This window comes from Asticcacaulis sp. SL142 (genome assembly GCF_026625745.1).
Lineage (GTDB): Bacteria > Pseudomonadota > Alphaproteobacteria > Caulobacterales > Caulobacteraceae > Asticcacaulis.
Map to the genome: position 1 here is coordinate 2425962 of NZ_CP113061.1, position 23262 is coordinate 2449223.

Here is a 23262-nt window from a genome sequence, read left to right on the forward strand (position 1 = left end):
AGGGCCATGGATACCGAACTGACCACTGAAGATCTTGAGGCCCTATTCGTCAACAATGGCGATCTGGAACGGCTGGGGGCCTATCTCAACCGCTTCAATCCGATCCGGGTCATGAAGATGGAGGGGATGGAAATCCGCCATTCGTCGATCTTAAGCTGGCTGATGGATCCGCGCGAAACCCACGGTCTGGGCGACCGGTTCCTGAAAGCGTTCTTAAGTGAAGCTTTGCGCGGGCAGGGCGGGTCACCTTCCGCGCTTGATATTGTGCAGGCCGATCTGCGCGATGTCGAAATCCGGCGCGAATGGCAGCATATCGATATCTTCGTTTTCTCGCCCCTGAAAAAGTGGGCCTTTGTGATCGAGAACAAATATTACAGCCGTCAGCACAAAGGCCAGCTTTCCAAATATGCCGAAAAGGTCATGGCGATTTATCCCGGCATGACCGTGCGCGGCATTTTCCTGACCCTGTGGGACGAGGAGCCGCACGATCCGGCCTATGCGCCGATTAATTACGAAGCGGTGGCGGGCCTGTTGTCGCCCCTGATCGCCCAGGCGGGCCAGACCCTAGGCGCGGAAGTGACCACCTTCCTGCGCCACTATATCGAAATCATTGAGGAAGAAACCGGCATGAGCCAGCAACAGAACGACGCGGAACAACTGGCGCGCGACCTTTATCGCCAGCACAAAAAGGTGCTGGATTTTATCATGGATCACGGGGCGGGTACCGATTTCAACTTTGCCGCCGAAGCCCTGTGCGGCGAAAACCGTCACGCGGGTGACCGGTTTAGTGTGGGATCGAACGCCTATGTCTATTCGGGCATCAACCATTATCAATGGAGTTTCCTGCCGGAAACCTGGGTCAATGCGTTGGGTGGCTGGGAGACTGAATGGCCGGGCTGTGAAAAATGGTGGGCGGGTCTACCGCTGATCTGCCGGTTTGAACTAGTGGAAGCTAAAGATATGAAGGGGAAGCTAAGGCTTATTGCCGAGGTTGGCCCAATGTCTGATCAAAACTCCCGAAATAATCTCATTGAGACAATCAAGAGCGTGACAGAAAACAAAGAGTTTAAAAGCATTGGTTTTGGAGTTAAGGCAACAGATACAGGAACAAAATATTCGAGATTTTTTAAGAAAAACTCTGAAGAAATCGACAACACTCAGGACGCCAAGGAAATCTCTGACAAGATGACCAAACTCCTGACCCGGTTCGAGCCTAACTTTGATGCAGTATCGCAGGCTTTACCCAAGTCTGGTGCTTACAGGATTGCCGCGAGCTACAGAACAGCAAGCCTGGAAAACGATAAATTCTGACATTAGGCCGACGCTTATGTCAGAAACTCACTAAAATTTGAAATAATGGATAGAATTGTCTGCGGATCTGACATAAGAATTTTCTTATTGTAGAAACTGGGTGGTTTTTTGATATGTACTTACGTGACTATCATGCCGGAAATCTTGAACCCCAATTGGAATATAAAAGCTTCCGGCCAACCCTGATCCACCATGATTGGGTTATTGATGATCCGCAAGTGTTGCAGCTTTTGGGGCAGGCCGACCGGGCGCTGGGGGAGTTGAATGCCTTTGCCCAACTCATTCCTGACATCGATTTCTTTATCCGCATGTATGTGGCCAAGGAAGCCACTCAGTCCAGCCGGATTGAGGGTACCCAGACCAGTATCGAAGATGCCTTTATGGATGCTGATGATCTGTCACCCGAAGCGCGCGATGACTGGAGCGAGGTGCAAAACTATATCCGGGCGATTACATTTGCTATAAACCGGCTTGAGCACCTGCCCTTATCCAATCGTTTGCTGCGTGAAACCCATGCCATACTGCTGGAAGGGGTGCGCGGTGAAACCAAGCGTCCTGGCGAGTTTCGCATCAGCCAAAACTGGATCGGTGTCAGCTTGAAAAACGCGGTCTTCGTCCCGCCGCATCATGATCATGTGGCTGATTTGATGAGCGATCTGGAAAAATTTCTGCATGATGAGCAGGTGATTGTGCCGCCACTTATCCGGATTGCCATAGCCCATTATCAGTTTGAGACTGTCCACCCGTTTTTAGATGGTAACGGACGGTTGGGCCGGTTGATGATTTCACTTTATCTGGCTTCCGAGAAACTGCTGATTAAGCCTGCCCTTTATTTATCGGATTATTTTGAGCGCAATAAAACCGCCTACGTTGATCACCTGATGGGTGTGCGACAAGGCCACCATATGCGTGATTGGCTGATCTTTTTCCTGCATGGCGTTGAAGAAACGGCGCGGGCGTCGGCGGGCGTATTCAAGGCCATACTGGCGCTGAAGGAACGCCTTGAGCGCGAAGTTTTGCCGCGCTTTAGCCATAGGCGGCAGGAAAATGTACATAGTCTTGTGCGTCATTTGTATGCCCGGCCGGTCATTGATGTGAAAATGGCAGCAGGGATTTTAGGGACAACCCACAATACAGCCGCATCTCTGATCAGCGACCTTGTCCAGCAAAATGTCCTGACGGAAATCACGGGCCAAAGGCGAAACCGCCTGTTTGTCTTTTACGATTATATCGCCCTGTTCAGAAGATAGTGTTGGGTTTCAGGTGATTTGCGGCGTCCAGTCGGTCATCCGCAGCCGGTGGCCGCCCAGGTTGGAAAAGGCGCGCTGGCGGCAGGAAAAGACGATGATCTGCTGATCCATAGCCTGACGGTGCAGAGCGTTGAACATCTTCTCGATCCGGTCATCATCGGAATAGACCAGAGCATCGTCCAGTATAACCGGTGCGGGGCGACCGTTGCGGGCCATCAACCGCGCAAAGGCCAGCCGGGTCAATATGGCCAGTTGCTCCCTCATGCCGCCGCTTAAAACCCCGACCTCTTCGGCCAGGCCATTGCGTGTCATGACGTCCGGCAGCAGACAGCCCTAGCAGCGGGCGCAGTTCGCCTAAAACCGGCGCAAAATAATGCTCACGCGCCTGAGTATGGGCCGCCCCCAGAGTCTCCTTGAGGTGACGCAGCTGAGCCACTTCGTGCTCAAAGCGTTTAACCGCTTCGTCCCGGTTGCGAAGCTGGTCAAGCGCTTCGGCCAGGTCTTCTTCGACCGCGCGGCCGGATTGGGCGCTGATGCTGCCGGTAAGTTGGGCCAGCGCCTGCCGCAGATCGTTTTTTTCGCGCTCAACCCCTTCGAGCACCGATTGCGCGCGTCGCAGGGCGGCCTCGGCATTTTCAAGATTCATCGGTTTTGCGCTTAAGGTTTCGAGTTGCGCCTGCACCGTAACCGCCGCCTCATGGGCGGATTGGGCTGCGTCAATCAGGCCTTGCAGATGGGCAGGGCGCTCACTCGCAGCCCCCAGCAGGGCCTCAAGGCCATCGCGGCTATTGCTGAGATGGGTCAGATCGGCCTGACGATCCATGACCGATTGCACGGCCATATCGCGCAAGGGTCGGGTCTCAGTCACCTGATGACGGGCGGCGGCGACCCGTGCGCCCGCAGCCTCAAGAGCCGCGCGCACCTGAACCGGGTCACCTTTCAGTTCCAAATCCTCTTGAGTTTGGGGCGCGTTTTCGGCCTCCAACCGCGCCAAACTATCGCGCACAGCGTCCAGCCCGTCAGGAGCCAGGTGTTTGAGGCGCTGCCGGTCAAGGGCGATCTGCCCGCTCAGGGCTTGGGCCTGATGCTGCCTGAGCCGGGCCTGCGCCAGATGATCCACCCCAAGCCGCTTCAAAAGGGCGGCACGATCGCCCATCAGGGCCTGCAAGACGCTTTCATCAACGGGGGCCGGGCAGAGGGTCAGAACGCCCAGACCCGGCAGGGATACCGACGACGGGGACGTCACCGCAACCTCAGCCCCATCGGGTAGGTGGGTGTCATTGAGGCTGATCCGCGCGGCTGTTTGGGGCGCATAGTCCATACGCACCCGCGTCGCCTGAGCCTTACCGGCGGCATCAAGGCGGGCAATGTCCATCTCAAGCTGTTCGAGGGCCTCAACCTCTTTGGCCGGTAATGCCAGCGCGCGCAGGTCAGCTTCGGCCCGTTCTATGGTCTGACGCAAGGTCTCGGCTTCGGTAAGGGCGTCTTTGAGGCGGCTGATCTGTTCGGCGGCGGCCTTGGCCCGCAAGGCCCGCTCCAGCCGGTCGAGCAGGGTGCGCATGTCCTTTTCCTCGGCCTCGGCCTGACCTTGGGCGGTGAGGGCGTGGTCGCTGGCGGTCTGGGCGGTTTCGCGCTCATGCTGCGCCTGAGTGTGGCGCTCTGTGGCGGTCTTCAGGTCACCGGTGATCGCGTCGTAGCGGCTCAGGGCGTTCTGGTAGCTATCGCGGGTTTCGGCGGTGAGTTTAGCCTGAGACTGGGTAAGATCGGCCTGGGCAGTGAGGGCTTTAAAACGCTCATCATAGAGGCGGGCGGCATCGCGGGCGTGGGTGGCGGTTTCAACAGCCTGACGACGGGCAGCGTCTTCGTCGGGGTTATCCAGTTCGCTCAGGCGCAGCCGCACGGTGCGCCGGCGTTCCAGCGCGGCGTGCAGGGTGTCAACCTCTGCCTGAAGGGTTGTGACGCGGGCTTGTAAAGCATCTCGCGCGGACAGGGCGATCTCATAAGGGCCGCCGGCTTTAGGGCGATGGGTGGCAGTGACCAGCTTTGATAACTCAAACTCGCACGCCTCCATGATGGCGCGCATCCGCCTGCCGCCGGTGATGGCTTCGACCTCGCCCTGCACCGAGGTCAGTATGGTTTCGCGGGCCTTGGTTTCGGCGTTGAGTTCGGTCTTTGACGGCGTTTCAAGGCCGGTGACGCCCTGACGCACCCACAACAGTCCAGACGGACCCGCCGCCCCGCCGCTGATCAGCTCAGAAATAAAGGCTTCGGCCTCATCGGCCTGAGCGATAAGCCGCCCGGCGGACAGATCGGTGACTTGGGCTTTCTTGCCGCCCAGATACTGTTTCCTGAGCCGGAACTGACCCTTTGGGGTGGTAATATCAGCCTCAATAACCGGGCTGCCGCTATAGGGTTGCAGGGCCTGAATGGCCGCTGGCCTGCCTGAGGCGGGCTGGAAAAACAGGGCATGCAGGGCGTCAAAGCAGGTCGATTTGCCAAATTCATTGGCTTCGCACAGGATGTTGACGCCGTCGCCGATGTTTTCAATGGCGATACCCGACCCTGCGAACCGGCGGACATTGTGCAGTCTTAAGGCCGTTAGTTTCATGCCGGATAGGCCTCGCAATAGCTGAACAGGCGGATAAGCGCAGCTTGCGCCACATCGCGCCGCTCAGGCGATAAGGTCTCATCGTTGATCTGATCCATCAGGCTTTGCGCGGCCCCTTTAAGCGCACCGGCCCCGTTAAGGCCCGCCAGATCGGTCTGGTCGCAATCGGTCATCAGGCCTTCTGCGCGCAACTGCGCCTCAGCAAATTCCGGCGCGACCCGCCTGTGGGCGGCCTCAAGGGCGGTACGGCCGGACAGAGTCGTGCGCCCCTGCGCCATCACGCGCAGCAATATCTGCCGCCGCAGTGTCGAAACCGGCAGGCGCTGGAGCAGGGTGGCGGCCGCATCTTCGCCGGACAAAAGCTCAAGGTTCAGCGTGCGCCATTCAAAACTGCCCGTCTCCACCGGCTCGGTCAGAGGTGTAGCTCCCGGCCCATCGACGGTGACCATCAGCGCCGCCCCCGGTTTATTGTGCTTGAAGCGGTCAGGCTCCGGTGTGCCGCTATACCAGGTGCGGTCATTGACCCTGATCTGACCGTGCCAGTCCCCCAGCGCCAGATAATCGAGCCGCGCCCGCTGGGCCCGATAAGGGGCGATAACATCCGCCACATTACCGTCCTCGGAAAAGGTCTGGATCGCGCCGTGGGCCAGACCGATACGGATCGCATTACCCGTATCACACTCATCCATCCACGCCGTCAGATCACGGCCCGGACGGCGGGTGGTGCACGGGGCGGGCAGGACAGCGACATCAGGTGCAATCCACACGGGTTTAGTCTCTGGCACAAGCATCAGATTGCCGGGTTGATCGGCGCTGATCTTCTGCCACAGGTCTTCGGCCATCAGGCTGTCGTGATTGCCCGCCAGCATCACCCAAGTCAGATCGCTATGCCCCGCAATGGCGGCCAGCGCCTGCCGCAGCACGGGGGCACTGGGGGTTTCGGTATCGAAGGTATCACCTGCCAGAAGTATGGTCTGTGCGCCGTGGTCGCGGGCTTTTTGAGCCAGCCGGTCTATGGCGGTGTGGCGGGCCTCGCGCAGCCGCCCGCGCAGATCATCGGAAACATTGCCGAACGGCTTGCCCAGATGCAGGTCTGAGCTATGCAAAAAGCGAAAGGTCATGACATCAGTTCTTGGCTTCGGGACAGGGCTTCATCAAGTCGGGCCCGCGAACTGGCGGTGAGGCGCTCAACGCCCAGCAGCCGTGACAACTCCATGGCCGGGTCGGGCATAATCAGAATCTCAGGATGGGGCTGTCGTAGATAAGGCAACTTATCTATGGTGGCCATATGGGAATAAAGCGCTGTAAATTAAGCCGAAAAGTGCCGAATAGGCTTCTGGAATTTTTCGTTCTGGAAGTGACCGCGCGTTCGGCTGCGGATGTGTTAGGCTTGCAGGTTAACACAGCAGCCTTATTTTACCACAAAGTCCGAGAACTGATTGTTGAGCAGGCTGCAGCACAGGAAGAATTGCTCGGCGGGGAAGTCGAGGTTGACGAGAGCTATTGCGGGGGCGTGCGCAAAGGCAAGAGAGGGCGCGGCGCGCTTGGCAAGGTGCCTGTCTTCGGCTTGCTGAAACGGGGCGGGAAGGTCTATGTCGTGCCCATACCAGACGCAAAGGCGGCGACCCTAATGCCGATTATTCGCAAGAAAATTCAACCCGATAGCATCGTCTATACAGATACATTCAGCAGTTACAGCGCACTTGATGTATCCGAGTTCCATCACAGCCGTATCAATCACTCCAAGCCGTTTGCCGACAAGCAGAACCACATCAATGGCATCGAGAATTTCTGGAACCAGGCCAAGCGTGTCTTGCGAAAATACAACGGCATTCCTCGTCAAAACTTCTTCTTGTTCCTCAAAGAATGCGAATTTAGATTCAACCACGGTTCGCCCAAAGACCAGCTCAAAACACTGAGACTTTGGGCGATACTCTAAGCCTTATCTACGACAACCCCTTAAATTTAACCAAGGCACCGGATCAGTTTGAAGATGAACTCCCGTGCGGCAACAATATTCAACCGTCCCTGTACGCCATTGACGTGTTTATTCCGGCTATCGATCTGCATCAGGAATCCCAGTGTGAAATATCAACGCGCGACTCTGCCGTTGCCTGGCGCTGGGCCAAGGCCCTCTACTCCCTTATGGGCTGGCTGGTAACATCCCTCATGATCCTGACGGTGTCTGGTATTCTGCGTCGGCAGGTCGAAGGGACGTAACCCCCCTACTCCAGCCTAAGGTGATAGCGGGTGGATTTGCGCTCACCGGTGCGGGTCAGGGCGCCAAGCTCAGTCAGGTCGGACAGGTCGCGGGTCGTGGTGGCGGTGGAAGCGCCGGTGATTGTCATATAATTGGCGGCACTTAAGCCGCCTTTGAACCCATCCGGGCCTTCGGCAAACAGGCGCAAAATGGCCTTTTCCTGACGCGCATTAAGCTGCCCGCGAAAACGCTCCATGAAGCGCGATTTGGCCAGTACAAACTCAATCTGCTTGAGGGTGCGGGTCTGGGCCTCAAGCGCCCGCTCAGAAAACCAGACAAGCCATTCGGTGATATCCAGCCGCCGGCAGGCCCTGTCCAGTTCGGCATAGTAGGCCTTACGGTGCTTAAGGACAGCCCCGGCGATACCGGTAATCAGACCCGTGCTTTGATCGGTATTTGAGCCCCCTGCTCGTCCCTGTGCCAGCAGTTTTTCGATGATCGCCCGCCCAACCCGGCCATTGCCATCCTCAAACGGGTGGATACTCTCAAACCACAGATGGGCAATGCCCGCACGGGTGATGGCCGGTAAGGCGCGCGGCCCGTCGGGGGCCGTGGCCGTCACCCAATCCATGAAACGGGCCATTTCGCCCCCTACCCTCTCCGACGGCGGCGCTTCAAAATGAACCTTCGGGTCATACACCGCACCGGAGACAATCTGCATCGGTTCATGGTCGGTGCGATAGTCTCCTGCCCGTTCAATGTCGGTCCGGCCATTCATGACCAGTCGGTGCCAGTATTTCAGGTCGGCTTCGGTAAGGGGCGTGGTCAGGTTCTGATAAAGATCGACCATCACCTGGGCAATACCGGTCTCGGCAGGCCCGGCGCGGCGCGGCGGTGCGCTCAGGCCCAGTTCCTTGAGGATAGATGACTGCACACTGACGCGGTCCAGCCGCTCGCCCTCAATGGCAGAGGTATCGAGCGCCTCAAGGCTGAGGATATCGACCTGAAGCCCGGCCCTGTCATCGTCGCTCAGATGGCGGGAGGCCCCAATGACCACCCCGGCCCGCTCAAGAAAGCGGGCCTCAGCGATTCGCAAACCGTGCGCGTCCCAGATGAATTCAGGCCATTGCGGATGCTGCCAGTTCCAGATCGCCTCGGTCATGATCGATAAACCCTTCGCTTATCGATCACTTTATAGATCATCATGATCGATAAAACCATAATTTATCGATCACATACCCGGATTTGGAACTAGGCGCCCATCATTCTGCCGAGGCCGAACGTATCGGTCAACTGGCCTCATCCGGTGAGCAGATGGTCGAGCGCCTGCGCCGGACGGCCTTTCTGCCCGGCGCGGTTAAGGCGCTGAATGTCCGCTTAGGGATTGCCGAGGCGGCGGAACTGTTGGGCTGCTCAACCAACCGCATTCGCATGGCCGAACAGGACGGCCGCCTGCCCGCCCCGCCGGAAAGCGAAACCGGTCGGCGTCTGGGCTATGATATGCCCGCCCTGCTCAATATGCGCCAAGTCTTAGGGGCGTCCCCGCGCCGCCCCGATAATGCGCCGCCCGCCATCATTACGGTGCAGAACTTTAAGGGCGGGGTCGGCAAATCGACCGTGACCACCCACCTGGCTCACTATCTGGCGGTCAAGGGCTATCGCGTGCTGGTCGTCGATTGCGACAGTCAGGCCACGACCACGACCCTGTTCGGGTTCAATCCGCACTTTGCCATCCGCCGCGAAGAGACGCTGTATCCCTATCTGTCGATCGAGCCGACCGAGGACAGCCTGCACTACGCGGTCAAATCGACCATCTGGCCCAATGTCGATATCATTCCGTCCAACCTGCAGATGTTCGATGTCGAATATGAGCTGGCGGCGGCCGGTTCTGGCGGCGGCCGGTTCTGGCGGCGGGGGCACACTGGCGGCGCGATTCCGTAAGCTGAAGGCCGGATTGGCTGAACTGGCGCAAAACTATGATGTCGTGCTGCTCGACCCGCCCCCCGCTCTGGGGACAATCTCCCTGGCGGTAATGCAGGCGGCCAATGCCCTTTTGGTGCCGCTGGCGGCGACCACGCCGGATTTCTGCTCGACCGTGCAGTTTTTGTCGATGATGTCGCAGGTGATTACCCAGCTTCAGGCTGCCGGCATCCGCGTAGAGTATGACTTTTGCCGCCTGCTATGCTCCAAATTCGATGCCAATGACCCCAGCCACACCATGTTGCAGCGGATCATGGCCCAGACCTTTGGTCCGGCCCTCCTTCCGGTGCCCATACTGGAATCGGCCGAAATCAGCCACGCGGCCCTGCGCATGATGACCATCTATGAGCTGGAACGGCCCATCGGCACGCCCAAGACCCATAAGCGCTGCCGCACCAATATCGACGAAGCTCTGGGCCAGATCGAACAACTTATCCGCCATCGCTGGGGACGCGGCGATACTGAGCGCACGCCCGCTCTTGAAATTGCCGGTTAAGGAGACCTTTTCATGTCAAAACGTCAGTCCGATTATCTGTCTGCCCTGCTCAATGATGCCTTAAGCGAAAGCGCACCGGATACGGCCCCCCTGCCCTCCGTATCCGCCCCGCCGCCCTCATCCGCACCCGCCTCAACCCAATCCGCCGCCACCCTCATGGTGCGCGAGTCGGCTCTGGCCCGCGTGGCGTCGGGTGAAGTCCGTCAGGTCACCCAGCTCTGGCTCGATCCGGCCCGGGTGCGCATCTGGGGCGGCAATCCACGCCATCAGGCGTCACTCACGGAACATAATTGCCGCGACCTGATCGACGCCATACTGGCCGAAGGCGGCCAGAAAGTTCCGGCTATTGTCCGCCGGGTCGAGGGCGACCTTGCGCACGATTACGAAGTCATTGCCGGATCGCGCCGCCATTTCGCCATTAGCTGGCTGCGGGCCAACAGCTATCCCGACCTGCTGTTTCTGGCCCAGGTCTATACGCTGGATGACGAAGCGGCCTTTCGCATTTCCGACATTGAAAACCGCGCCCGTAAGGATGTCTCGGATTTTGAGCGCGCCCGCACCTACCTTAAGGCCCTTGACCTGCATTACGGCGGCAAGCAGGTGCGCATGATCGAACGGTTGCGCCTGTCGAAGGGCTGGCTGTCGAAGATGTTGACCGTGGGCGCCCTGCCCGACTGGGCGGTTTCGGCCTTTGCCACCCCGGCAGATATTCAACTGGCGACCTGCTACCCACTGGCACAGCGTATTCAGGCGCTGGAAGCGGCGGGTGATACGGCGTTTTTGGAGGCCCTGCGTGAAGGGGCCGCAAAGATTGCCGCCCTGCAAGCCAACCGCCAAGCCGAAGGGATCGCGCCGGTGACCGCGGCGGAGGTGGTGCGCCTGCTGACCCATACGGGCAAGACTGAACCCAATGACGCCCTTGTCACCCTGCCCGCCCCGTCCGGTCGGGTGGCGCTGAGTGTCACAGCCTCTAACCGCAATGGGGTGTCGCTGCGGCTTCATGCCGGATCGGGTGCGTCCGAGGCGGAACTGATGGAGTTGTTCCGACAGGCGCTGATGACGCTCACCGCACAGGGCAAGGGGTTGAAGCCATAAGTTTCCTTGAGGAAACAAATTTAGAGTTTGAGGGGCCGCAGGCCTAAATTTTAGCTTTGAGGGGCCGCAGGCCCCTCGCCCCAATACTATCGAGTCACACCCCTGCTGGAATCGCTTTAATTGTTATGGGGTTTGGGGTCTGTGACCCCAAAGTTTCCTCAAAGAAACTTTTCACTAAAGGCCATCATGTCCACCGACAAGTCCGAACAGATCGATCTCTTCCTGCCCTATCTGGCCGATCTTGCCCTGCGCGACCAGCGCGAGATGATGGAGCGACCGTTCTTTTCGCTGGCCAAGTCCAAGCGCCTCAAGCCCATCGACTACACCTCCCCCGACGGTAAGACTTTTGTCCATGTGTCGGGTAATCCCGATTACGGTATGGCCACCATCTGGGACGCGGACATACTGATCTACTGCGCCAGTGTGCTCAATGATATGAAGCAGCGCCGGCTCAACGACATACCGCGCACCCTGAATATCATGCCTTACGACCTGCTGCGCTCCATCGGTCGCAGCCCCTCGGGGCGGTCTTATGAACTGCTGGGGCAAGCGCTGGACCGGCTGCAATCGACAACCGTCAAGACCAATATCCGCAGCCCCGACAACCGCCGTGAAGCGACCTTTTCCTGGCTCGATAACTGGAGCCAGCTCATCGACGAAAAGACACAGCGCTCGCGCGGCTTAAGCCTGTCCTTATCAAGCTGGTTCTATGACGGCGTGCTGATGGCGGGCGGCGTTCTGTCGATCGATCAGGCCTATTTCGATATTACCGGCGGGCGCGAGCGCTGGCTCTATAAGGTCGCGCGCAAACATGCCGGCGGGGCCGGGGAGGCGGGCTTTGCCATTGCGCTGCCGACTTTGTTTGAAAAGTCCGGCGCCGAAGGTCAGTACCGGCGCTTTAAGTTCGAGATCAACGCTATCGTCAAACGCAATGATTTGCCCGGGATTGATCTTAGCCTGATTGAGGCCGCCACGTCGCGCGAACCGCTGTTGCATATGGTGCGTCGCCCCAAAACCGAAGTAAAGGCTGACCCGGAACCCGAAGCCACAACAACGACAGCAGGGCAGGGGAGGGCCGCGCCCGTGAAGCCCGCAAAGCCGAAACCGGCAGGCATGCCCGAAGCCGTGCCGCTTGAGCCGGTCAACTACATTACCGAAGACACGCTGGAACATCTGCGCAAACATTACCGCGGCTGGGATTTCCATGCCCTGCACGCCGATTTCCGCGTCTGGCTTAAGGAACAGCCTGACCGGCAACCGGCCCGCTACCAGAGCAGAGATTTATGATGACAGCACGTCCAGCAAAGCGGCCTTATCCGGGCTTAAGGTCTCACGCCGCACCATCAAAGCACCCTCCAGCGTGCGGCGATAGATGTCGTTGACTGGCGCGCGTTCACCTCCGACCAGATCGCTCAGCAGACCGCGCACATGGTCGAGCGTGTCATTAAAGCGGGCCATGATCGCAGCGATGCTGGCGTGATCATCGTCGCGCCAGCAGTCATAGTCGGTGACGATATTGAGGCTTAGGTAATTGATCTGGGCTTCACGGGCCAGAAAGACCTCCGGCACTTGAGTCATCCCCACCAGATCGGCGCCGATGGTGCGCAAAAATTCGCTCTCGGCCTTAGTGCCCAGACGCGGACCATCGACGCAGGCATAGGTAGCCCCGGAATGCACCAGAAGATTGCGCTGATCCGCCGCCTTTCGCACCCAGCGCGTCATGTCGGGGCAGGCGGGTTCTGCCGTCGAAATGTGTGCCGACAAGCCGCCGCCGAAAAAGGTCTTTTCACGCGGATATTTGATCAGGTCGATATATTGCGACGCCAGCACCAGTTGCCCCGGTTGCAGGTGTTCGCGCAGAGACCCCACCGCTGACACCGCCAGAATCTGCGTCACCCCTAAAACCTTCAGGGCGTAGATATTGGCGCGGTAATTGACCTCATGGGGCAGGAACTGATGGTGGCGGCCATGACGCGGCAGAAAACACACCGCCTGCCCATTCAGTTCGGCCCGCACAATCGGCCCTGACGGCGCACCAAAGGGCGTATCAACCTCCACTGTGTCGATAACGCTAAGGTGATCCAGATGATAAAGACCGGTTCCGCCGATAATGGCCAGCATGGGCAACGCCTTTTTGCAATCGTCGCGACAACCTAACGGTAAAGTCCGCGCCATAAAAGTCCGTTGATATTACCCTTGACCATCAGGGGGTTACGATACTGATAATCTAGTAACTTGATTTTCAACACCGACCACCTTATTAAGGACAATACAAATCCGTAATATCGACGGGTTCAGAGCGTGATCGGGTGTGCGATGATCCTCAAAAATCAGGTCGAATGGGTGCTGCATTGCTGCGCTATTCTGGCAGGGCTTCCGGCAGGTAAATATCTTTCGACCAAGGATCTGGCGGAATTTCACGGCGTGCCGAAAGAGTATTTATCCAAGGCTCTGCAACATTTGTCGCAGGCGGGGATTGTCGAAAGCACGCTCGGCCCCAGCGGCGGTTACCGGCTGGCACGGCCCGCAGACGCGATTACCTTTCTGGATGTCGTTGAGGCGGTCGAAGGGTCAGGCCGCACCTTTGCGTGCAACAATATCCGTAATAATAACCCCTGCCGCAGCGCTGACCACTGTGATGATAAACCCTGCGCCATCGCCCGCATCATGTGGCAGGCCGATGATGCGTGGCGCGAAAGCCTTAAGAGCCAAACCCTGTCGGCGCTGATCGGCACACTGGAGCAGGAAGTGCCTGCCGACCTGTGGACCAAAAGCGCCAACTGGGTATTGGCCAAAACCTGAGATCAGTTCAGGCCCGCCGCCGTCAGACCGAACTGGGCATCCGCCGATCCCGGAACCGTCTGAAAAGCCACATTAGCGCGGTTCCAGCTATTGATGGCCATGACCTGGAAAGTCAGGTCAGAGATGTCCTTTTCCGACAACTCGGCGCGGACACGGCTATAGATGTCGTCCGACACGCCATGCTCCGGCAGTTTGGTCAGCACCTCCGTCCATTCCAGACAGGCCCGCTCGCGCGCCGAAAACAGCGGCGATTCCCGCCACACAGCCACATGATGCAGGCGCAGTTCGCGCTCACCGTGGATGCGGGCCTGCTTAATGTGCATGTCGACGCAGAAGGCGCAGCCATTCATCTGAGAGGCGCGGATTTCCACTAATGATCGGATCGTGTCTTCGATGGCGCTGGATTTCAAGGCCACGGCCAAGGCCATGTAGGGCTTAACCAGTTCGGGCGATTGTTGAAAATAATTAAGACGTTGGGTCATTTCAGGCTCCTTGCGAGATTAATAAGGATGTATTTTATCCTTAAGGATATTAAATATCCTTATTAAGTTTGACTGTAAAGATGAAATTTGCGTCACGCGAGTTTTACTGGCCACAGAGTTGCCATGATCCCGAATTGATATAACCTTATTGGCATCAGGGAATTCGGGAGGCAGGCGGATGATCACACTTACCGTTAATGGCAAGGCGCACAGGCTTGATGTGCCCGAAGACATGCCGCTGCTATGGGCGCTGCGCGATGAGCTTGAGCTTCCTGGCACAAAGTTCGGCTGCGGGGTCGCCCAATGCGGAGCCTGCACCGTTCACGTTGATGGGGTGGCCACCCGCGCCTGCGCCACACCGGTGGGATCTCTGGACGCCGGGGCCAGGATCACGACGATTGAGGCCATAGGGGCCACCGCTCAGGGCAAGGCTCTGCAAAAGGCGTGGTTGGACGTGGGATGTCATGCAGTGTGGCTATTGTCAGGCCGGGCAGATCATGTCGGCGGCGGCCTTGCTGCAAACCACCCCCAAACCCACGGACGATGACATTGATGCGGCTATGGAAGGCAATCTGTGCCGCTGCGCCACCTATAAGCGCATCCGTGAGGCCATTAAATCAGCCGCCGGCATGGCACTGACCGACACGCGGGAGGCTTAAACTATGGATGACGCTTCTTTTAAACCTTCACGCCGTTTGTTTCTGGCATCGGGTTTGGCGACCGGTGGTACGCTTGTGGTCGGGTTCGGCTTTGATGCCGTGGCGGCCAATGAGGGGGCTACCCGTGTGGGCGATTATGTCGCCATAGCCCCTGATGGCACGGTCACCATCCGCGCCAAGAACCCTGAGATCGGTCAGGGCATCAAAACCATGCTGCCCATGCTGATCGCCGAAGAGATGGATGTGGCGTGGGAACAGGTAAAAATCGAGACCGCTCCGGCTGACGAAAAACGCTTTGGGGCGCAGTTTGCGGGCGGGTCGATGTCGACCCCGATGAACTATGAACCCATGCGCCGGGTGGGTGCGGCCACGCGGGCCGTGCTGATCGAAGCGGCGGCGGCGGTGCTCAAAAAACCTGCCGCCGAACTGACGGTCGAAGCCGGTGTCGTCCACCACAAAGCCTCACGCACGAAGGTGCCCTATGGCAAATTGGTGGCGACTGCGGCTAAGCTGAAGCTGCCCGATCCGGCCAGTGTGACTTTAAAACCGGACAGCGCCTTTACCATTATCGGTAAATCCAAAGGCGGTTACGACAGTCCGGCCATCGTCGAAGGCAAGCCGATCTTCGGTATTGATGTGGTGGTTCCCGGCATGAAATATGCCGTCTTCGTCAAGCCGCCGGTGTACGGCGCGAAACTGAAATCGGCCAATATCGATGCCATCAAAGCTTTAAAAGGCATCACCCATGTCTTTACGTTGCAAGGCTCCGGCGATTTCCACAGCCTTCAGGATGGGGTGGCAATTGTTGCCGACAAATGGTGGTACGCCAGGGCCGCACGCGAACAGCTAGAGGTCGTCTGGGATGACGGGGTGGGCGCGCCCCACGATAGTGCAACCTATGCCGCCAAGGCTGCGGAGTTGGTAAAAACCAAGGGTGAATCCATCAAAGCCCAGGGCGATGCGGACGCGGCATTGGCGAAATCGTCTAAAAAGATTGAGGCCTGGTTTGAGGCGCCATTTCTGGCCCATGTCCCGATGGAGCCGCAGAACTGCACCGCAAAAGTCACGGCTAATGGGGTTGAAATCTGGGCACCCACTCAGGCTCCGTCCTGGGGCCGGCCCCATGTCGCTAAGGCGCTGGGTGTGCCCGAAGATAAGATCACCATCCATATGATCCGCTGCGGCGGTGGCTTTGGGCGCCGGCTGGAAAACGACTATATGGTCGAGGCGGCAGTCATTGCGCAAAAGTCGGGCGTGCCGGTCAAGCTGGTCTGGACGCGCGAGGATGATGTCGCCTATGACTATTTCCGTCCCGGCAATTATCACAAACTGGAGGCGGCGATTGAGGGGGATAAGATCACAGCCTATAAGGCCCGCGCTGTGACCTTTGCGCGCGACGGCAAGGTGGCGCAGGGGGCGGGCATCACGCCCCATGAATTTGTGCCGCTGGTAAGTAAAAACTATGCCCTTGAGCAGCACCTGATTGAAACCCTGATCCCGACCGGGTATCTGCGAGCGCCGTCATCAAATGCGCTCGGCTTTATCCATGAGTGTTTCCTTGATGAAATCGCAGGCGCATTAGGGAAAGACCCCTTCACTCTGCGTCAGGAACTGGTCGAGGCGGCTCTGGCGAACCCTCCGCAGCCTGCCGAAGGGCGCGGCCCGGTTTATAATGCCAAGCGTATGAAGGCTGTGCTCAACACCTTGCGACGCCGCAGCGGTTGGGACACGGCGAAATCGGGTAACGGTATAGGCTATGGTGTGGCGACCTATTTCAGCCATCAGGGTTATTTTGCCGAAGTGGCTAAGGTCAAGGTCGAAGACGACGGTACCTGGAAAGTGCTTAAGGTCTGGGTGGTTGGCGATGTTGGCCGCACCATCATCAATCCAACCGGGGCCGCCAATCAGGTCGAAGGCTCGGTCATGGACGGCATTGGGGAAATGATGTCAGAGATTACCTTTGAAAAAGGCCGCGCGGTTCAAAGCAATTTCCAGGACATACCCATGATCCGTATGCCGCAGGCCCCGCATATCGACCTGCATTTTGAGCTGTCGGATAATGGGCCAACAGGTCTGGGTGAACCCGCCCTGCCCCCCGTGATACCCGCCGTATGCAATGCCATTTTTGCGGCGAGCGGCGTACGGGTGAGGAAGCTGCCCCTGCTGCCGGAAACCATTGCGAAAGCGGCGCGGGCCTGAGTGCAGATCGACCCCCCGCACTATCAGGACTATGTGCTCGATACCTACCTCGGCTGGCGGGGTGAGGGTCGGCGGTGCGCGCTCCTGACCCTGATCGCTACCACCGGCGGGTCGCCGCGCCCGGTGGGGTCGCAGATGGCCGTGTGCGAAGACGGTCGCCACGTCGGCATGATCACCGGCGGCTGTGCTGAAGCCGCACTGGTGCATGATGCGATCGCCGCTATTGATCAGGGTTCGGATTATATTGAGCGCTACGGTGAAGGCTCGCGTTTTAAGGACATTACTTTGCCGTGCGGGGCCGGGCTAGACATCCATTTTGCCGTGACCCTTAGCGATGATGAGGTGCGCCAAATTGCGGATGCGCACGCCGCCCGTAAGCCCGCGCAGATGGTGACGGGCGGATTTGTGCGCCACTACCGGCCTAATGGGCGGATCGTGATCGTGGGGCAAGGCCCGATAGTGATTATGCTGGCGCAACTGGCCGTTATGGCCGAGATGGAAACGGTTATCTATAGCCCTGACACTATGATTGAGCAGGCCCTGCCTAATGTGCGGCCTCTGCGCGGCGACGGCGATTTCGACGCTGATTTACTGGATGCCAACAGCGCTTTGGTGACGCTTTTTCATGACCATGCTTTTGAACCGCAGATCCTTAAGGCCGCTCTTAACAGTCCGGCGTTTTATATCGGGGCTTTAGGCAGCAAACGCGCCCATCAGGCCCGTCTGGAAACCTTGCGCGGTCAGGCCGATGTGGCGCGTATCCATGGGCCGGTCGGGCTGGATATTGGGGCCAAAACCCCGCCGGAAATCGCCCTGTCCATCATGGCGCAGATTATCGAACACTGGCGCAAATCATGACACTGGCGGCGATCATACTGGCGGCCGGGGCGTCACGGCGGTTCGGGACAGATGAAAAGCTTAAGGCGCAGATAAATGGCCGCACCGTGCTTGACGCCGCTATTGCGGCCACTGAGGGACTGGATCAGCGCATCGTCGTCACCCGCGCACAGACCCCGGCCCCCGATGGCGTCAGGGTGATTGTAAATCCTGATGCCGATGCGGGTATGGGCTGGTCGCTGGCGCTCGGAGTAGCATCACTTGACCTGTGCGACGGCGTGTTTGTGGTGCTGGGGGATATGCCGCTGATCCCGCAGGAGGTCTATCGGCAACTGGCGGATCATCTCACCGGTAGCGATATTGTGGTGCCCACCCATAAAGGCCGCGACGGCCATCCGGTGTTGTTTGCCGCCGCCTGCTTCGATGACCTGCGCGCATTGTCCGGCGACACAGGCGCGCGCGGCCTGATCACCGGCGGTCGTTACCGCGTTTTGCGGCTTGAGGTCGGCACCGAGGCTATAGTGCAGGATATTGACACCAAAGATGATCTGACGGCGCTGATAAACCCGTCTAAGAGACCCGTATGAATACGCCCGATCATATTATTGCCGCCCAGCGCCGCATCGCTGGTTTCGTTCACCGCACGCCGCTGATGGAGTCGGCCACGCTTAACGCCATGCTTGGCCATCGCATCATCTTTAAGTGCGAGAACCTGCAAAAAATTGGCGCGTTCAAGGTGCGCGGGGCGATGAACACCCTCCTGACTCTGAAAGAACAGGGGGCAATGCCTGATCACGTCACCTGTTTTTCGTCGGGTAATCACGCTCAGGCCGTGGCCTATGGAGCCAAAATCCTGGGCCTGAAAGCGACCATTTTTATTCCGCAAACGGCGTCATCGCTTAAGATCGCCGCCACCCGCGCCCATGGGGCTGAGGTGGTGGTCACCAAAACCCGCCAGGAAGCCGAAAGCGCGGTTAAGGCCGTCATCGACCAAGGTGCTGCGTTCATCCATCCCTATGACGACGACCGCGTCATGGCCGGTCAGGGCACCGCGGCCTTGGAAGCCTTTCAGGATGGCCCCGCATTTAATGCGGTGTTCGCCCCTTGTGGCGGTGGCGGATTGGTATCGGGTACTTATCTGGCCGCGCAGGCCGCTTCCCCGGCCACAAAGGTGTTTGGGGTCGAGCCGCTCAATGCCAATGACGCCGCCCGCACCTTGCGCGACGGTAAAATCTTCAAGTGGGATCAGGCGCCCGATACGATTGCCGACGGCGTGCGCACCCTTTATGTCAGTGAACGGACATTGGCCTTTCTGAAACAGACCGCGGGGGTGCTTGAGGTTTCAGAAGATGATATCATCTACTGGACCCAATGGCTGACCCATCTGCTGAAACTGACTATTGAGCCAACCTCAGCCGGATGCATGGCCGGTGTGGTGGCATATCTGCGCACACAGACGGAGCCGCAAACGGTGCTGGTGATCCTGTCCGGCGGCAATGTCGCCCCTGAAACTCAAGCCCAAATCTGGGCTGAGGATCGTCTGGGGACAGTGCCGGGCCTTTAACGGTTGGCTGCCGTCATAAAAAATTGGCCTGAAATCGAACTAAATCAATCCCTTGAGGTGGACATGACCGGCCGGATAGGGGATTAATTCTATGGGGGCGAGCTAAACGATATTTTTAAGGACTAAGCATGGCCCAATCCGGCAATCCCGACACCGCTAAGACGCCCCACACCAAGGACGTGCCGGTGCTGCCGATCTGGAGTCTGGTGGTTCCTGGGGCCGGCTTGCTCGCCATAGCGCTGCACGCCGCCTATCTGGGGCTTTTCGGGGTTATTGTCGCCGCCATCATCATGATGGGCTGTGTGCTGGCCGCCGTTCACCATGCCGAGGTGGTGGCCCATAAGGTTGGTGAACCCTTCGGGACTCTGGTGCTGGCCATTGCGGTCACCATTATCGAAGTCGCCCTGATTGTGTCTCTGATGATGTCCGATCCGGGCGAAAAGGCGACGCTGGCGCGCGATACGGTGTTTGCCGCGGTGATGATCATTATGAACGGGATTGTGGGCTTATGTCTGCTGGTCGGGGGCGCACGCCACCATGAGCAGAAATTTGTGCTGCGCGGCGTCAGTTCGGCCTTTTGCGTACTGGCGGCGATGGCGTCTTTGTCGCTGATCCTACCTAATTTTACATCCTCCGCACCCGGCTCATTCTATTCCCCGCCGCAACTTATCTTCGTGGCCGTGGTATCGCTGATCCTTTATGGCACCTTTGTCCTGGTACAGACGGTTCGCCACCGCGATTATTTCCTGCCGGCAGGCGATGGCGATCTGCCGCAGGATGTCCATGCCGAGCCGCCCACCCACATGCAGACTTGGATCGCCGTCGGTGCGCTTATTGTTGCGTTAGTTGGGGTGGTCCTTCTGGCCAAAAGCCTGTCGCCCCATATCGAAGCCGCCGTCGGGGCCGCAGGATTACCTTTAGCCTTTGTCGGGGTGCTGATCGCCGGTCTGGTGCTGGCCCCGGAAAGTCTGGCCGCCGTCAAGGCTGCCCGTCGCAACCGGATTCAGACCAGCCTTAATCTGGCGCTAGGGTCGGCGCTGGCGACCATCGGCCTGACCATTCCGACCGTGGCGGTACTGTCGGTTGTTATGAACTGGCCGCTGGCGCTGGGGCTTGATCCCAAGTCGATGATATTATTGTTGCTTTCGTTTGTCGTCTCGATCTTTTCCCTCGGCACTGGCCGCACCACTATTCTTCAGGGGGTGACCCATCTGGTGATCTTCGCCACCTATCTGTTTGTAACGATTGTGCCGTAAAGCTTAGCGGATAGCGGTGATTTCGATGTCGGCGCCCACCGCCTGCGCCTCATCGCCCACGGATTTACCCAGCAGGGCGCGGGCCAGCGGCGAGACATAGGAAATGCTGCCCTGCGCCGGATCGGCCTCATCCTCACCGACGATGCGAAAGGTCTGAGTGCGGCCATCTTCGCGCGCAATTGTGACCGTGCAGCCAAATACGACCGTTTCGGGATGACTGACCGGCGCGATGCGCTGGGCTGAGCCTAAACGCGCCGTATAATAACGCAGATCGCGCGTCGCCCGCGCCATAGCGGTGCGGTCTTCGTTGATGCTGCCCGACGCCTGCGCGGCACCATAGGCGGCCTTGGCCTCAGCAAAGGCGGCTTCCAGTTGGCTCAGGCCCTGCGGCGTGACCAGATTAGGATGGGGCGAGATCGGCCGATCCGGCAGATTGGCCGCGGCGGCTTCGTGATCTTCGTCTTTGGTAAAGGCAACACTCATCGACATAATGTAGGACTACGGACGAATAATGCCAACCTAATGTTCGCAACTTCCGTCTTCTGCAAGCCGGCCACCTGAGTCCAGAAATGCGTCCACATCTAAAAAGCGGGATATTTTTGGCCATGCCCAAATCGCAGCCAGAACGGTCACGATAATGACTGCGCCCAAAACTATCCTCGACCGCCTCACCGCGCCAGCCAGCCGCCATCGACGGGGATGATCGCGCCGTTAACATAGTCCGACGCCTTTGACGACAGGAACACCGCTGCCCCTTTCAGATCGTCAGGCTCGCCCCAGCGCGCAGCCGGGATACGGTCAAGGATCGCCTTGTTGCGCTCGGCATCAGCCTGTAGCTGAGACGTCACGTCGGTGGCAAAATACCCCGGCGCAATGGCGTTGATATTGAGGCCCTTAGAGGCCCATTCATTCGCCAGCAGCTTGGTGATGCCGGCAATGCCCGACTTCGAGGCCGTATAGGGCGGTACGCGGATGCCGCCCTGAAACGACAGCATGGAGGCGATATTGATGATCTTGCCCGACCCCTGCGCGATCATGTGGCGGCCCACGGCCTGACACATAAAGAATGCCGATTTGATATTGACGTTCATCACCGCGTCCCAGTCGTCTTCGGTGAAATCGACGCTGTCGGCGCGGCGGATAATGCCGGAATTGTTGATCAGAATATCGATCCCGCCCAGCGCATTAATCGTCATGGACACGATCTCACTGATCGGCGCGGTCGAGGTCAGGTCGGCCTTGATGAACACGAACTTGCGGCCAAGCGCCAAAACCCTGGCCTTGGTTTCATCCGGCGTATTGTTGCCGACGGCGGCAATATCGGCCCCTGCTTCGGCCAGAGCGACCGCCATCGCCTGCCCCAGTCCGCGATTGGCGCCGGTAATCAGGGCGCGTTTGCCGGTCAGGTCGAACAGATGGGACATGGGTAACTCACAAAAGATTGGGGAGGCCTCTAGCATAGCCCCCCGCGTCCGACCGGATCAACCCTATTTCGGCGCATAAAGTGTGGCATCGACCGGCGCGTTGCGATCCACCGTCAGCTTGCCATCCACATATTTCAGTTCGGCGACTTGGATGACCGTGCGCTGGTTCCAGTATGGATCGGCTTTGGCCTCAACCTCATTATGCTGATGGACGAAGTAATAGATGAAGGCCTTTTCATTGCCCTTATCATCAGTATTGACGACGATATCAGGATGCTGGCCTTTGTTGGTGTCGGTGGGTTGGGTGCCCGGCCGTTCCAGAAGACGGTCCGCTTGCAGTGTCCAGTTCGTCGCGTCATCAGAGCTTAAGGCGATTAAGCCCTTCCACGCATCCGCCACCATCCAGTAGCGACCTTTAAAGCGAAATACCTTTGGCCCTTCGGCAGCGATATCAACCACCGGCGTGTCATTCTGCACCCAGGTCTTGAGGTCTTTGGAATCGGTGGCAAACAGCCGTGAGCCCTTGCGCTCATCCTTAAACCACAGGCGGTAGCCGTCACCAATCTTGATGACGCTGGCGTCGATCACCTTATCGCCCAGATCGAGCGTTTCACCGCAGTCCCAGGTTTTGAGATCAGAGCTGGTCAGGTGGACAATGTGGCGCGGATGGTTCCAGTTAGTAAATACCCCCGGCACAACCGTCAGCCACATATGCCAGGTGTCACCGTCCTTGAATACCTCCGGCGCCCACAGGGTCTCACCGGTGCAGCTTTGCGGAATCGCCGCCTGCCCGCCATAGCGCCATGTCAGACCATCGGTCGAGGTCGCAACACCAATCGGTGTGCCGTGCACCCAGCGCGCATCCTTGGGATCCGGGAATTTGAGGGACGCGCGCCGGTTGGTGTAGAACATCTTCCACTGAGCATTAGGTGCATCATAGACAATCGACGCATCCGCCGCCCCGTCAAACACCGGATCACGGTAAAGCGGCTTAGGGGCCTCAGCCGTACCCTGCGCCATTACGGGTGCAGCCGCACACATAAGGCCCACGGCCAGATATAAAGATCGCATGGTTTTCTCCCGCTATGTTATTATTGAT

General features: G+C 58.5%; 23 protein-coding genes and 1 pseudogene. 15 read left to right on the forward strand and 9 right to left on the reverse strand.

Going from position 1 to position 23262, the window contains the following annotated elements; all coding sequences use genetic code 11:
- Positions 1–6: 6 nt before the first annotated feature.
- Positions 7–1311, forward strand: a complete 1305-nt coding sequence (locus tag OVA03_RS10985; RefSeq protein WP_267524511.1) for a PD-(D/E)XK nuclease family protein — start codon at positions 7–9, stop codon at positions 1309–1311.
- 113 nt (positions 1312–1424) lie between these two features.
- Entirely contained in the window at positions 1425–2561 is a 1137-nt protein-coding gene (locus OVA03_RS10990; protein WP_267524513.1) for a Fic family protein, read from the forward strand.
- 9 nt (positions 2562–2570) lie between these two features.
- On the opposite strand, the gene OVA03_RS10995 is transcribed toward OVA03_RS10990, so the two are convergent.
- The 3 genes from OVA03_RS10995 to OVA03_RS11005 are packed head-to-tail and all read right to left on the reverse strand — an operon-like array spanning position 2571 to position 6290.
- Positions 2571–2825, reverse strand: a complete 255-nt coding sequence (locus OVA03_RS10995) for a hypothetical protein (RefSeq protein WP_324290999.1) — start codon at positions 2823–2825, stop codon at positions 2571–2573.
- Positions 2716–5169 carry a hypothetical protein gene (locus OVA03_RS11000; RefSeq protein WP_267524516.1) on the reverse strand — a complete coding sequence of 818 codons (2454 nt, stop codon included), beginning with the start codon at positions 5167–5169 and terminating at the stop codon, positions 2716–2718. The genes OVA03_RS10995 and OVA03_RS11000 overlap by 110 nt, the downstream gene beginning before the upstream one ends.
- Entirely contained in the window at positions 5166–6290 is a 1125-nt protein-coding gene (locus OVA03_RS11005) for a metallophosphoesterase family protein (protein ID WP_267524518.1), read from the reverse strand. The genes OVA03_RS11000 and OVA03_RS11005 overlap by 4 nt, the downstream gene beginning before the upstream one ends.
- 167 nt (positions 6291–6457) lie before the next feature.
- Between OVA03_RS11005 and OVA03_RS11010 the strand changes: the two genes are divergently transcribed.
- Together OVA03_RS11010 and OVA03_RS11015 are read left to right on the forward strand one after the other, a co-directional pair.
- Positions 6458–7108: an IS1595 family transposase gene (locus OVA03_RS11010; RefSeq protein ID WP_267524520.1), complete on the forward strand. Its 651-nt coding sequence runs from the start codon at positions 6458–6460 to the stop codon at positions 7106–7108.
- A complete protein-coding gene (locus tag OVA03_RS11015) occupies positions 7093–7389 on the forward strand; it encodes a hypothetical protein (RefSeq protein WP_267524523.1) in 297 nt (98 codons plus the stop codon). The genes OVA03_RS11010 and OVA03_RS11015 overlap by 16 nt, the downstream gene beginning before the upstream one ends.
- 5 nt (positions 7390–7394) lie before the next feature.
- Here the strand turns inward: OVA03_RS11015 and OVA03_RS11020 are convergent, their stop codons facing one another.
- Positions 7395–8531 carry a Fic family protein gene (locus OVA03_RS11020; RefSeq protein WP_267524524.1) on the reverse strand — a complete coding sequence of 379 codons (1137 nt, stop codon included), beginning with the start codon at positions 8529–8531 and terminating at the stop codon, positions 7395–7397.
- Positions 8532–8614: 83 nt separating this feature from the next.
- On the opposite strand from OVA03_RS11020, the gene OVA03_RS11025 reads away from it, so the two are divergent.
- The 4 genes from OVA03_RS11025 (at position 8615) to OVA03_RS11040 (ending at position 12227) form a co-directional block, all read left to right on the forward strand.
- Positions 8615–9310 (forward strand): AAA family ATPase, encoded by a 696-nt coding sequence (locus OVA03_RS11025; protein WP_267524526.1) that lies wholly within the window; start codon positions 8615–8617, stop codon positions 9308–9310.
- Positions 9237–9845, forward strand: a complete 609-nt coding sequence (locus tag OVA03_RS11030) for an AAA family ATPase (RefSeq protein ID WP_267524528.1) — start codon at positions 9237–9239, stop codon at positions 9843–9845. Before OVA03_RS11025 ends, OVA03_RS11030 begins: the two co-directional genes overlap by 74 nt.
- A 12-nt stretch (positions 9846–9857) precedes the next feature.
- Positions 9858–10940: a ParB/RepB/Spo0J family partition protein gene (locus tag OVA03_RS11035; protein ID WP_267524530.1), complete on the forward strand. Its 1083-nt coding sequence runs from the start codon at positions 9858–9860 to the stop codon at positions 10938–10940.
- Between the two features lie 186 nt (positions 10941–11126).
- The gene (locus OVA03_RS11040) at positions 11127–12227 is read left to right on the forward strand and encodes a replication initiator protein A (protein WP_267524532.1); all 1101 of its coding nucleotides are present in this window, start codon (positions 11127–11129) and stop codon (positions 12225–12227) included.
- Here the strand turns inward: OVA03_RS11040 and mtnP are convergent.
- The gene (mtnP, locus tag OVA03_RS11045; protein ID WP_267524534.1) at positions 12222–13061 is read right to left on the reverse strand and encodes an S-methyl-5'-thioadenosine phosphorylase; all 840 of its coding nucleotides are present in this window, start codon (positions 13059–13061) and stop codon (positions 12222–12224) included. The two genes, OVA03_RS11040 and mtnP, sit on opposite strands and share 6 nt — an antisense overlap.
- A 195-nt stretch (positions 13062–13256) precedes the next feature.
- On the opposite strand from mtnP, the gene OVA03_RS11050 reads away from it, so the two are divergent.
- Entirely contained in the window at positions 13257–13742 is a 486-nt protein-coding gene (locus OVA03_RS11050) for an RrF2 family transcriptional regulator (RefSeq protein ID WP_267524536.1), read from the forward strand.
- A 2-nt stretch (positions 13743–13744) separates the two neighbouring features.
- Here OVA03_RS11050 and OVA03_RS11055 read toward each other — a convergent pair whose 3' ends face one another.
- The gene (locus OVA03_RS11055; RefSeq protein ID WP_267524538.1) at positions 13745–14224 is read right to left on the reverse strand and encodes a carboxymuconolactone decarboxylase family protein; all 480 of its coding nucleotides are present in this window, start codon (positions 14222–14224) and stop codon (positions 13745–13747) included.
- 178 nt (positions 14225–14402) lie between these two features.
- Here OVA03_RS11055 and OVA03_RS11060 point away from each other — a divergent pair.
- From OVA03_RS11060 to OVA03_RS11085, 6 genes and pseudogenes are all read left to right on the forward strand, one after another.
- Positions 14403–14883: pseudogene (locus OVA03_RS11060) on the forward strand ((2Fe-2S)-binding protein).
- Positions 14884–14886: 3 nt separating this feature from the next.
- A complete protein-coding gene (locus OVA03_RS11065) occupies positions 14887–17082 on the forward strand; it encodes a xanthine dehydrogenase family protein molybdopterin-binding subunit (protein ID WP_267524540.1) in 2196 nt (731 codons plus the stop codon).
- Positions 17083–17940 carry an XdhC family protein gene (locus tag OVA03_RS11070; RefSeq protein ID WP_267524542.1) on the forward strand — a complete coding sequence of 286 codons (858 nt, stop codon included), beginning with the start codon at positions 17083–17085 and terminating at the stop codon, positions 17938–17940.
- The gene (locus tag OVA03_RS11075; RefSeq protein WP_267524544.1) at positions 17937–18506 is read left to right on the forward strand and encodes a nucleotidyltransferase family protein; all 570 of its coding nucleotides are present in this window, start codon (positions 17937–17939) and stop codon (positions 18504–18506) included. The genes OVA03_RS11070 and OVA03_RS11075 overlap by 4 nt, the downstream gene beginning before the upstream one ends.
- A complete protein-coding gene (locus OVA03_RS11080; protein ID WP_267524546.1) occupies positions 18503–19483 on the forward strand; it encodes a serine/threonine dehydratase in 981 nt (326 codons plus the stop codon). The genes OVA03_RS11075 and OVA03_RS11080 overlap by 4 nt, the downstream gene beginning before the upstream one ends.
- A gap of 128 nt (positions 19484–19611) precedes the next feature.
- Positions 19612–20739 carry a calcium:proton antiporter gene (locus OVA03_RS11085; protein WP_267524548.1) on the forward strand — a complete coding sequence of 376 codons (1128 nt, stop codon included), beginning with the start codon at positions 19612–19614 and terminating at the stop codon, positions 20737–20739.
- A 3-nt stretch (positions 20740–20742) separates the two neighbouring features.
- Here OVA03_RS11085 and greA read toward each other — a convergent pair whose 3' ends face one another.
- The 3 genes from greA to OVA03_RS11100 form a co-directional block, all read right to left on the reverse strand.
- Positions 20743–21222 carry a transcription elongation factor GreA gene (greA, locus tag OVA03_RS11090; RefSeq protein WP_267527717.1) on the reverse strand — a complete coding sequence of 160 codons (480 nt, stop codon included), beginning with the start codon at positions 21220–21222 and terminating at the stop codon, positions 20743–20745.
- 185 nt (positions 21223–21407) lie between these two features.
- Positions 21408–22163 (reverse strand): 2-dehydro-3-deoxy-D-gluconate 5-dehydrogenase KduD, encoded by a 756-nt coding sequence (gene kduD, locus OVA03_RS11095; RefSeq protein WP_267524549.1) that lies wholly within the window; start codon positions 22161–22163, stop codon positions 21408–21410.
- A 63-nt stretch (positions 22164–22226) separates the two neighbouring features.
- Positions 22227–23234, reverse strand: a complete 1008-nt coding sequence (locus OVA03_RS11100) for a glycoside hydrolase family 43 (protein ID WP_267524551.1) — start codon at positions 23232–23234, stop codon at positions 22227–22229.
- Positions 23235–23262: the final 28 nt, after the last annotated feature.

Excerpts from the sequence above, each read along its gene's own strand:
- OVA03_RS10985 (WP_267524511.1), top strand. The coding sequence starts at position 7 with ATGGATACCGAACTGACCACTGAAGATCTTGAGGCCCTATTCGTCAAC.
- OVA03_RS10990 (WP_267524513.1), top strand. The coding sequence starts at position 1,425 with ATGTACTTACGTGACTATCATGCCGGAAATCTTGAACCCCAATTGGAA.
- OVA03_RS10995 (WP_324290999.1), bottom strand. The coding sequence starts at position 2,825 with ATGAGGGAGCAACTGGCCATATTGACCCGGCTGGCCTTTGCGCGGTTG.
- OVA03_RS11000 (WP_267524516.1), bottom strand. The coding sequence starts at position 5,169 with ATGAAACTAACGGCCTTAAGACTGCACAATGTCCGCCGGTTCGCAGGG.
- OVA03_RS11005 (WP_267524518.1), bottom strand. The coding sequence starts at position 6,290 with ATGACCTTTCGCTTTTTGCATAGCTCAGACCTGCATCTGGGCAAGCCG.
- OVA03_RS11010 (WP_267524520.1), top strand. The coding sequence starts at position 6,458 with ATGGGAATAAAGCGCTGTAAATTAAGCCGAAAAGTGCCGAATAGGCTT.
- OVA03_RS11020 (WP_267524524.1), bottom strand. The coding sequence starts at position 8,531 with ATGACCGAGGCGATCTGGAACTGGCAGCATCCGCAATGGCCTGAATTC.
- OVA03_RS11030 (WP_267524528.1), top strand. The coding sequence starts at position 9,237 with ATGAGCTGGCGGCGGCCGGTTCTGGCGGCGGCCGGTTCTGGCGGCGGG.
- OVA03_RS11035 (WP_267524530.1), top strand. The coding sequence starts at position 9,858 with ATGTCAAAACGTCAGTCCGATTATCTGTCTGCCCTGCTCAATGATGCC.
- OVA03_RS11040 (WP_267524532.1), top strand. The coding sequence starts at position 11,127 with ATGTCCACCGACAAGTCCGAACAGATCGATCTCTTCCTGCCCTATCTG.
- mtnP (WP_267524534.1), bottom strand. The coding sequence starts at position 13,061 with ATGCTGGCCATTATCGGCGGAACCGGTCTTTATCATCTGGATCACCTT.
- OVA03_RS11050 (WP_267524536.1), top strand. The coding sequence starts at position 13,257 with ATGATCCTCAAAAATCAGGTCGAATGGGTGCTGCATTGCTGCGCTATT.
- OVA03_RS11055 (WP_267524538.1), bottom strand. The coding sequence starts at position 14,224 with ATGACCCAACGTCTTAATTATTTTCAACAATCGCCCGAACTGGTTAAG.
- OVA03_RS11065 (WP_267524540.1), top strand. The coding sequence starts at position 14,887 with ATGGATGACGCTTCTTTTAAACCTTCACGCCGTTTGTTTCTGGCATCG.
- OVA03_RS11075 (WP_267524544.1), top strand. The coding sequence starts at position 17,937 with ATGACACTGGCGGCGATCATACTGGCGGCCGGGGCGTCACGGCGGTTC.
- OVA03_RS11080 (WP_267524546.1), top strand. The coding sequence starts at position 18,503 with ATGAATACGCCCGATCATATTATTGCCGCCCAGCGCCGCATCGCTGGT.
- OVA03_RS11085 (WP_267524548.1), top strand. The coding sequence starts at position 19,612 with ATGGCCCAATCCGGCAATCCCGACACCGCTAAGACGCCCCACACCAAG.
- greA (WP_267527717.1), bottom strand. The coding sequence starts at position 21,222 with ATGAGTGTTGCCTTTACCAAAGACGAAGATCACGAAGCCGCCGCGGCC.
- kduD (WP_267524549.1), bottom strand. The coding sequence starts at position 22,163 with ATGTCCCATCTGTTCGACCTGACCGGCAAACGCGCCCTGATTACCGGC.
- OVA03_RS11100 (WP_267524551.1), bottom strand. The coding sequence starts at position 23,234 with ATGCGATCTTTATATCTGGCCGTGGGCCTTATGTGTGCGGCTGCACCC.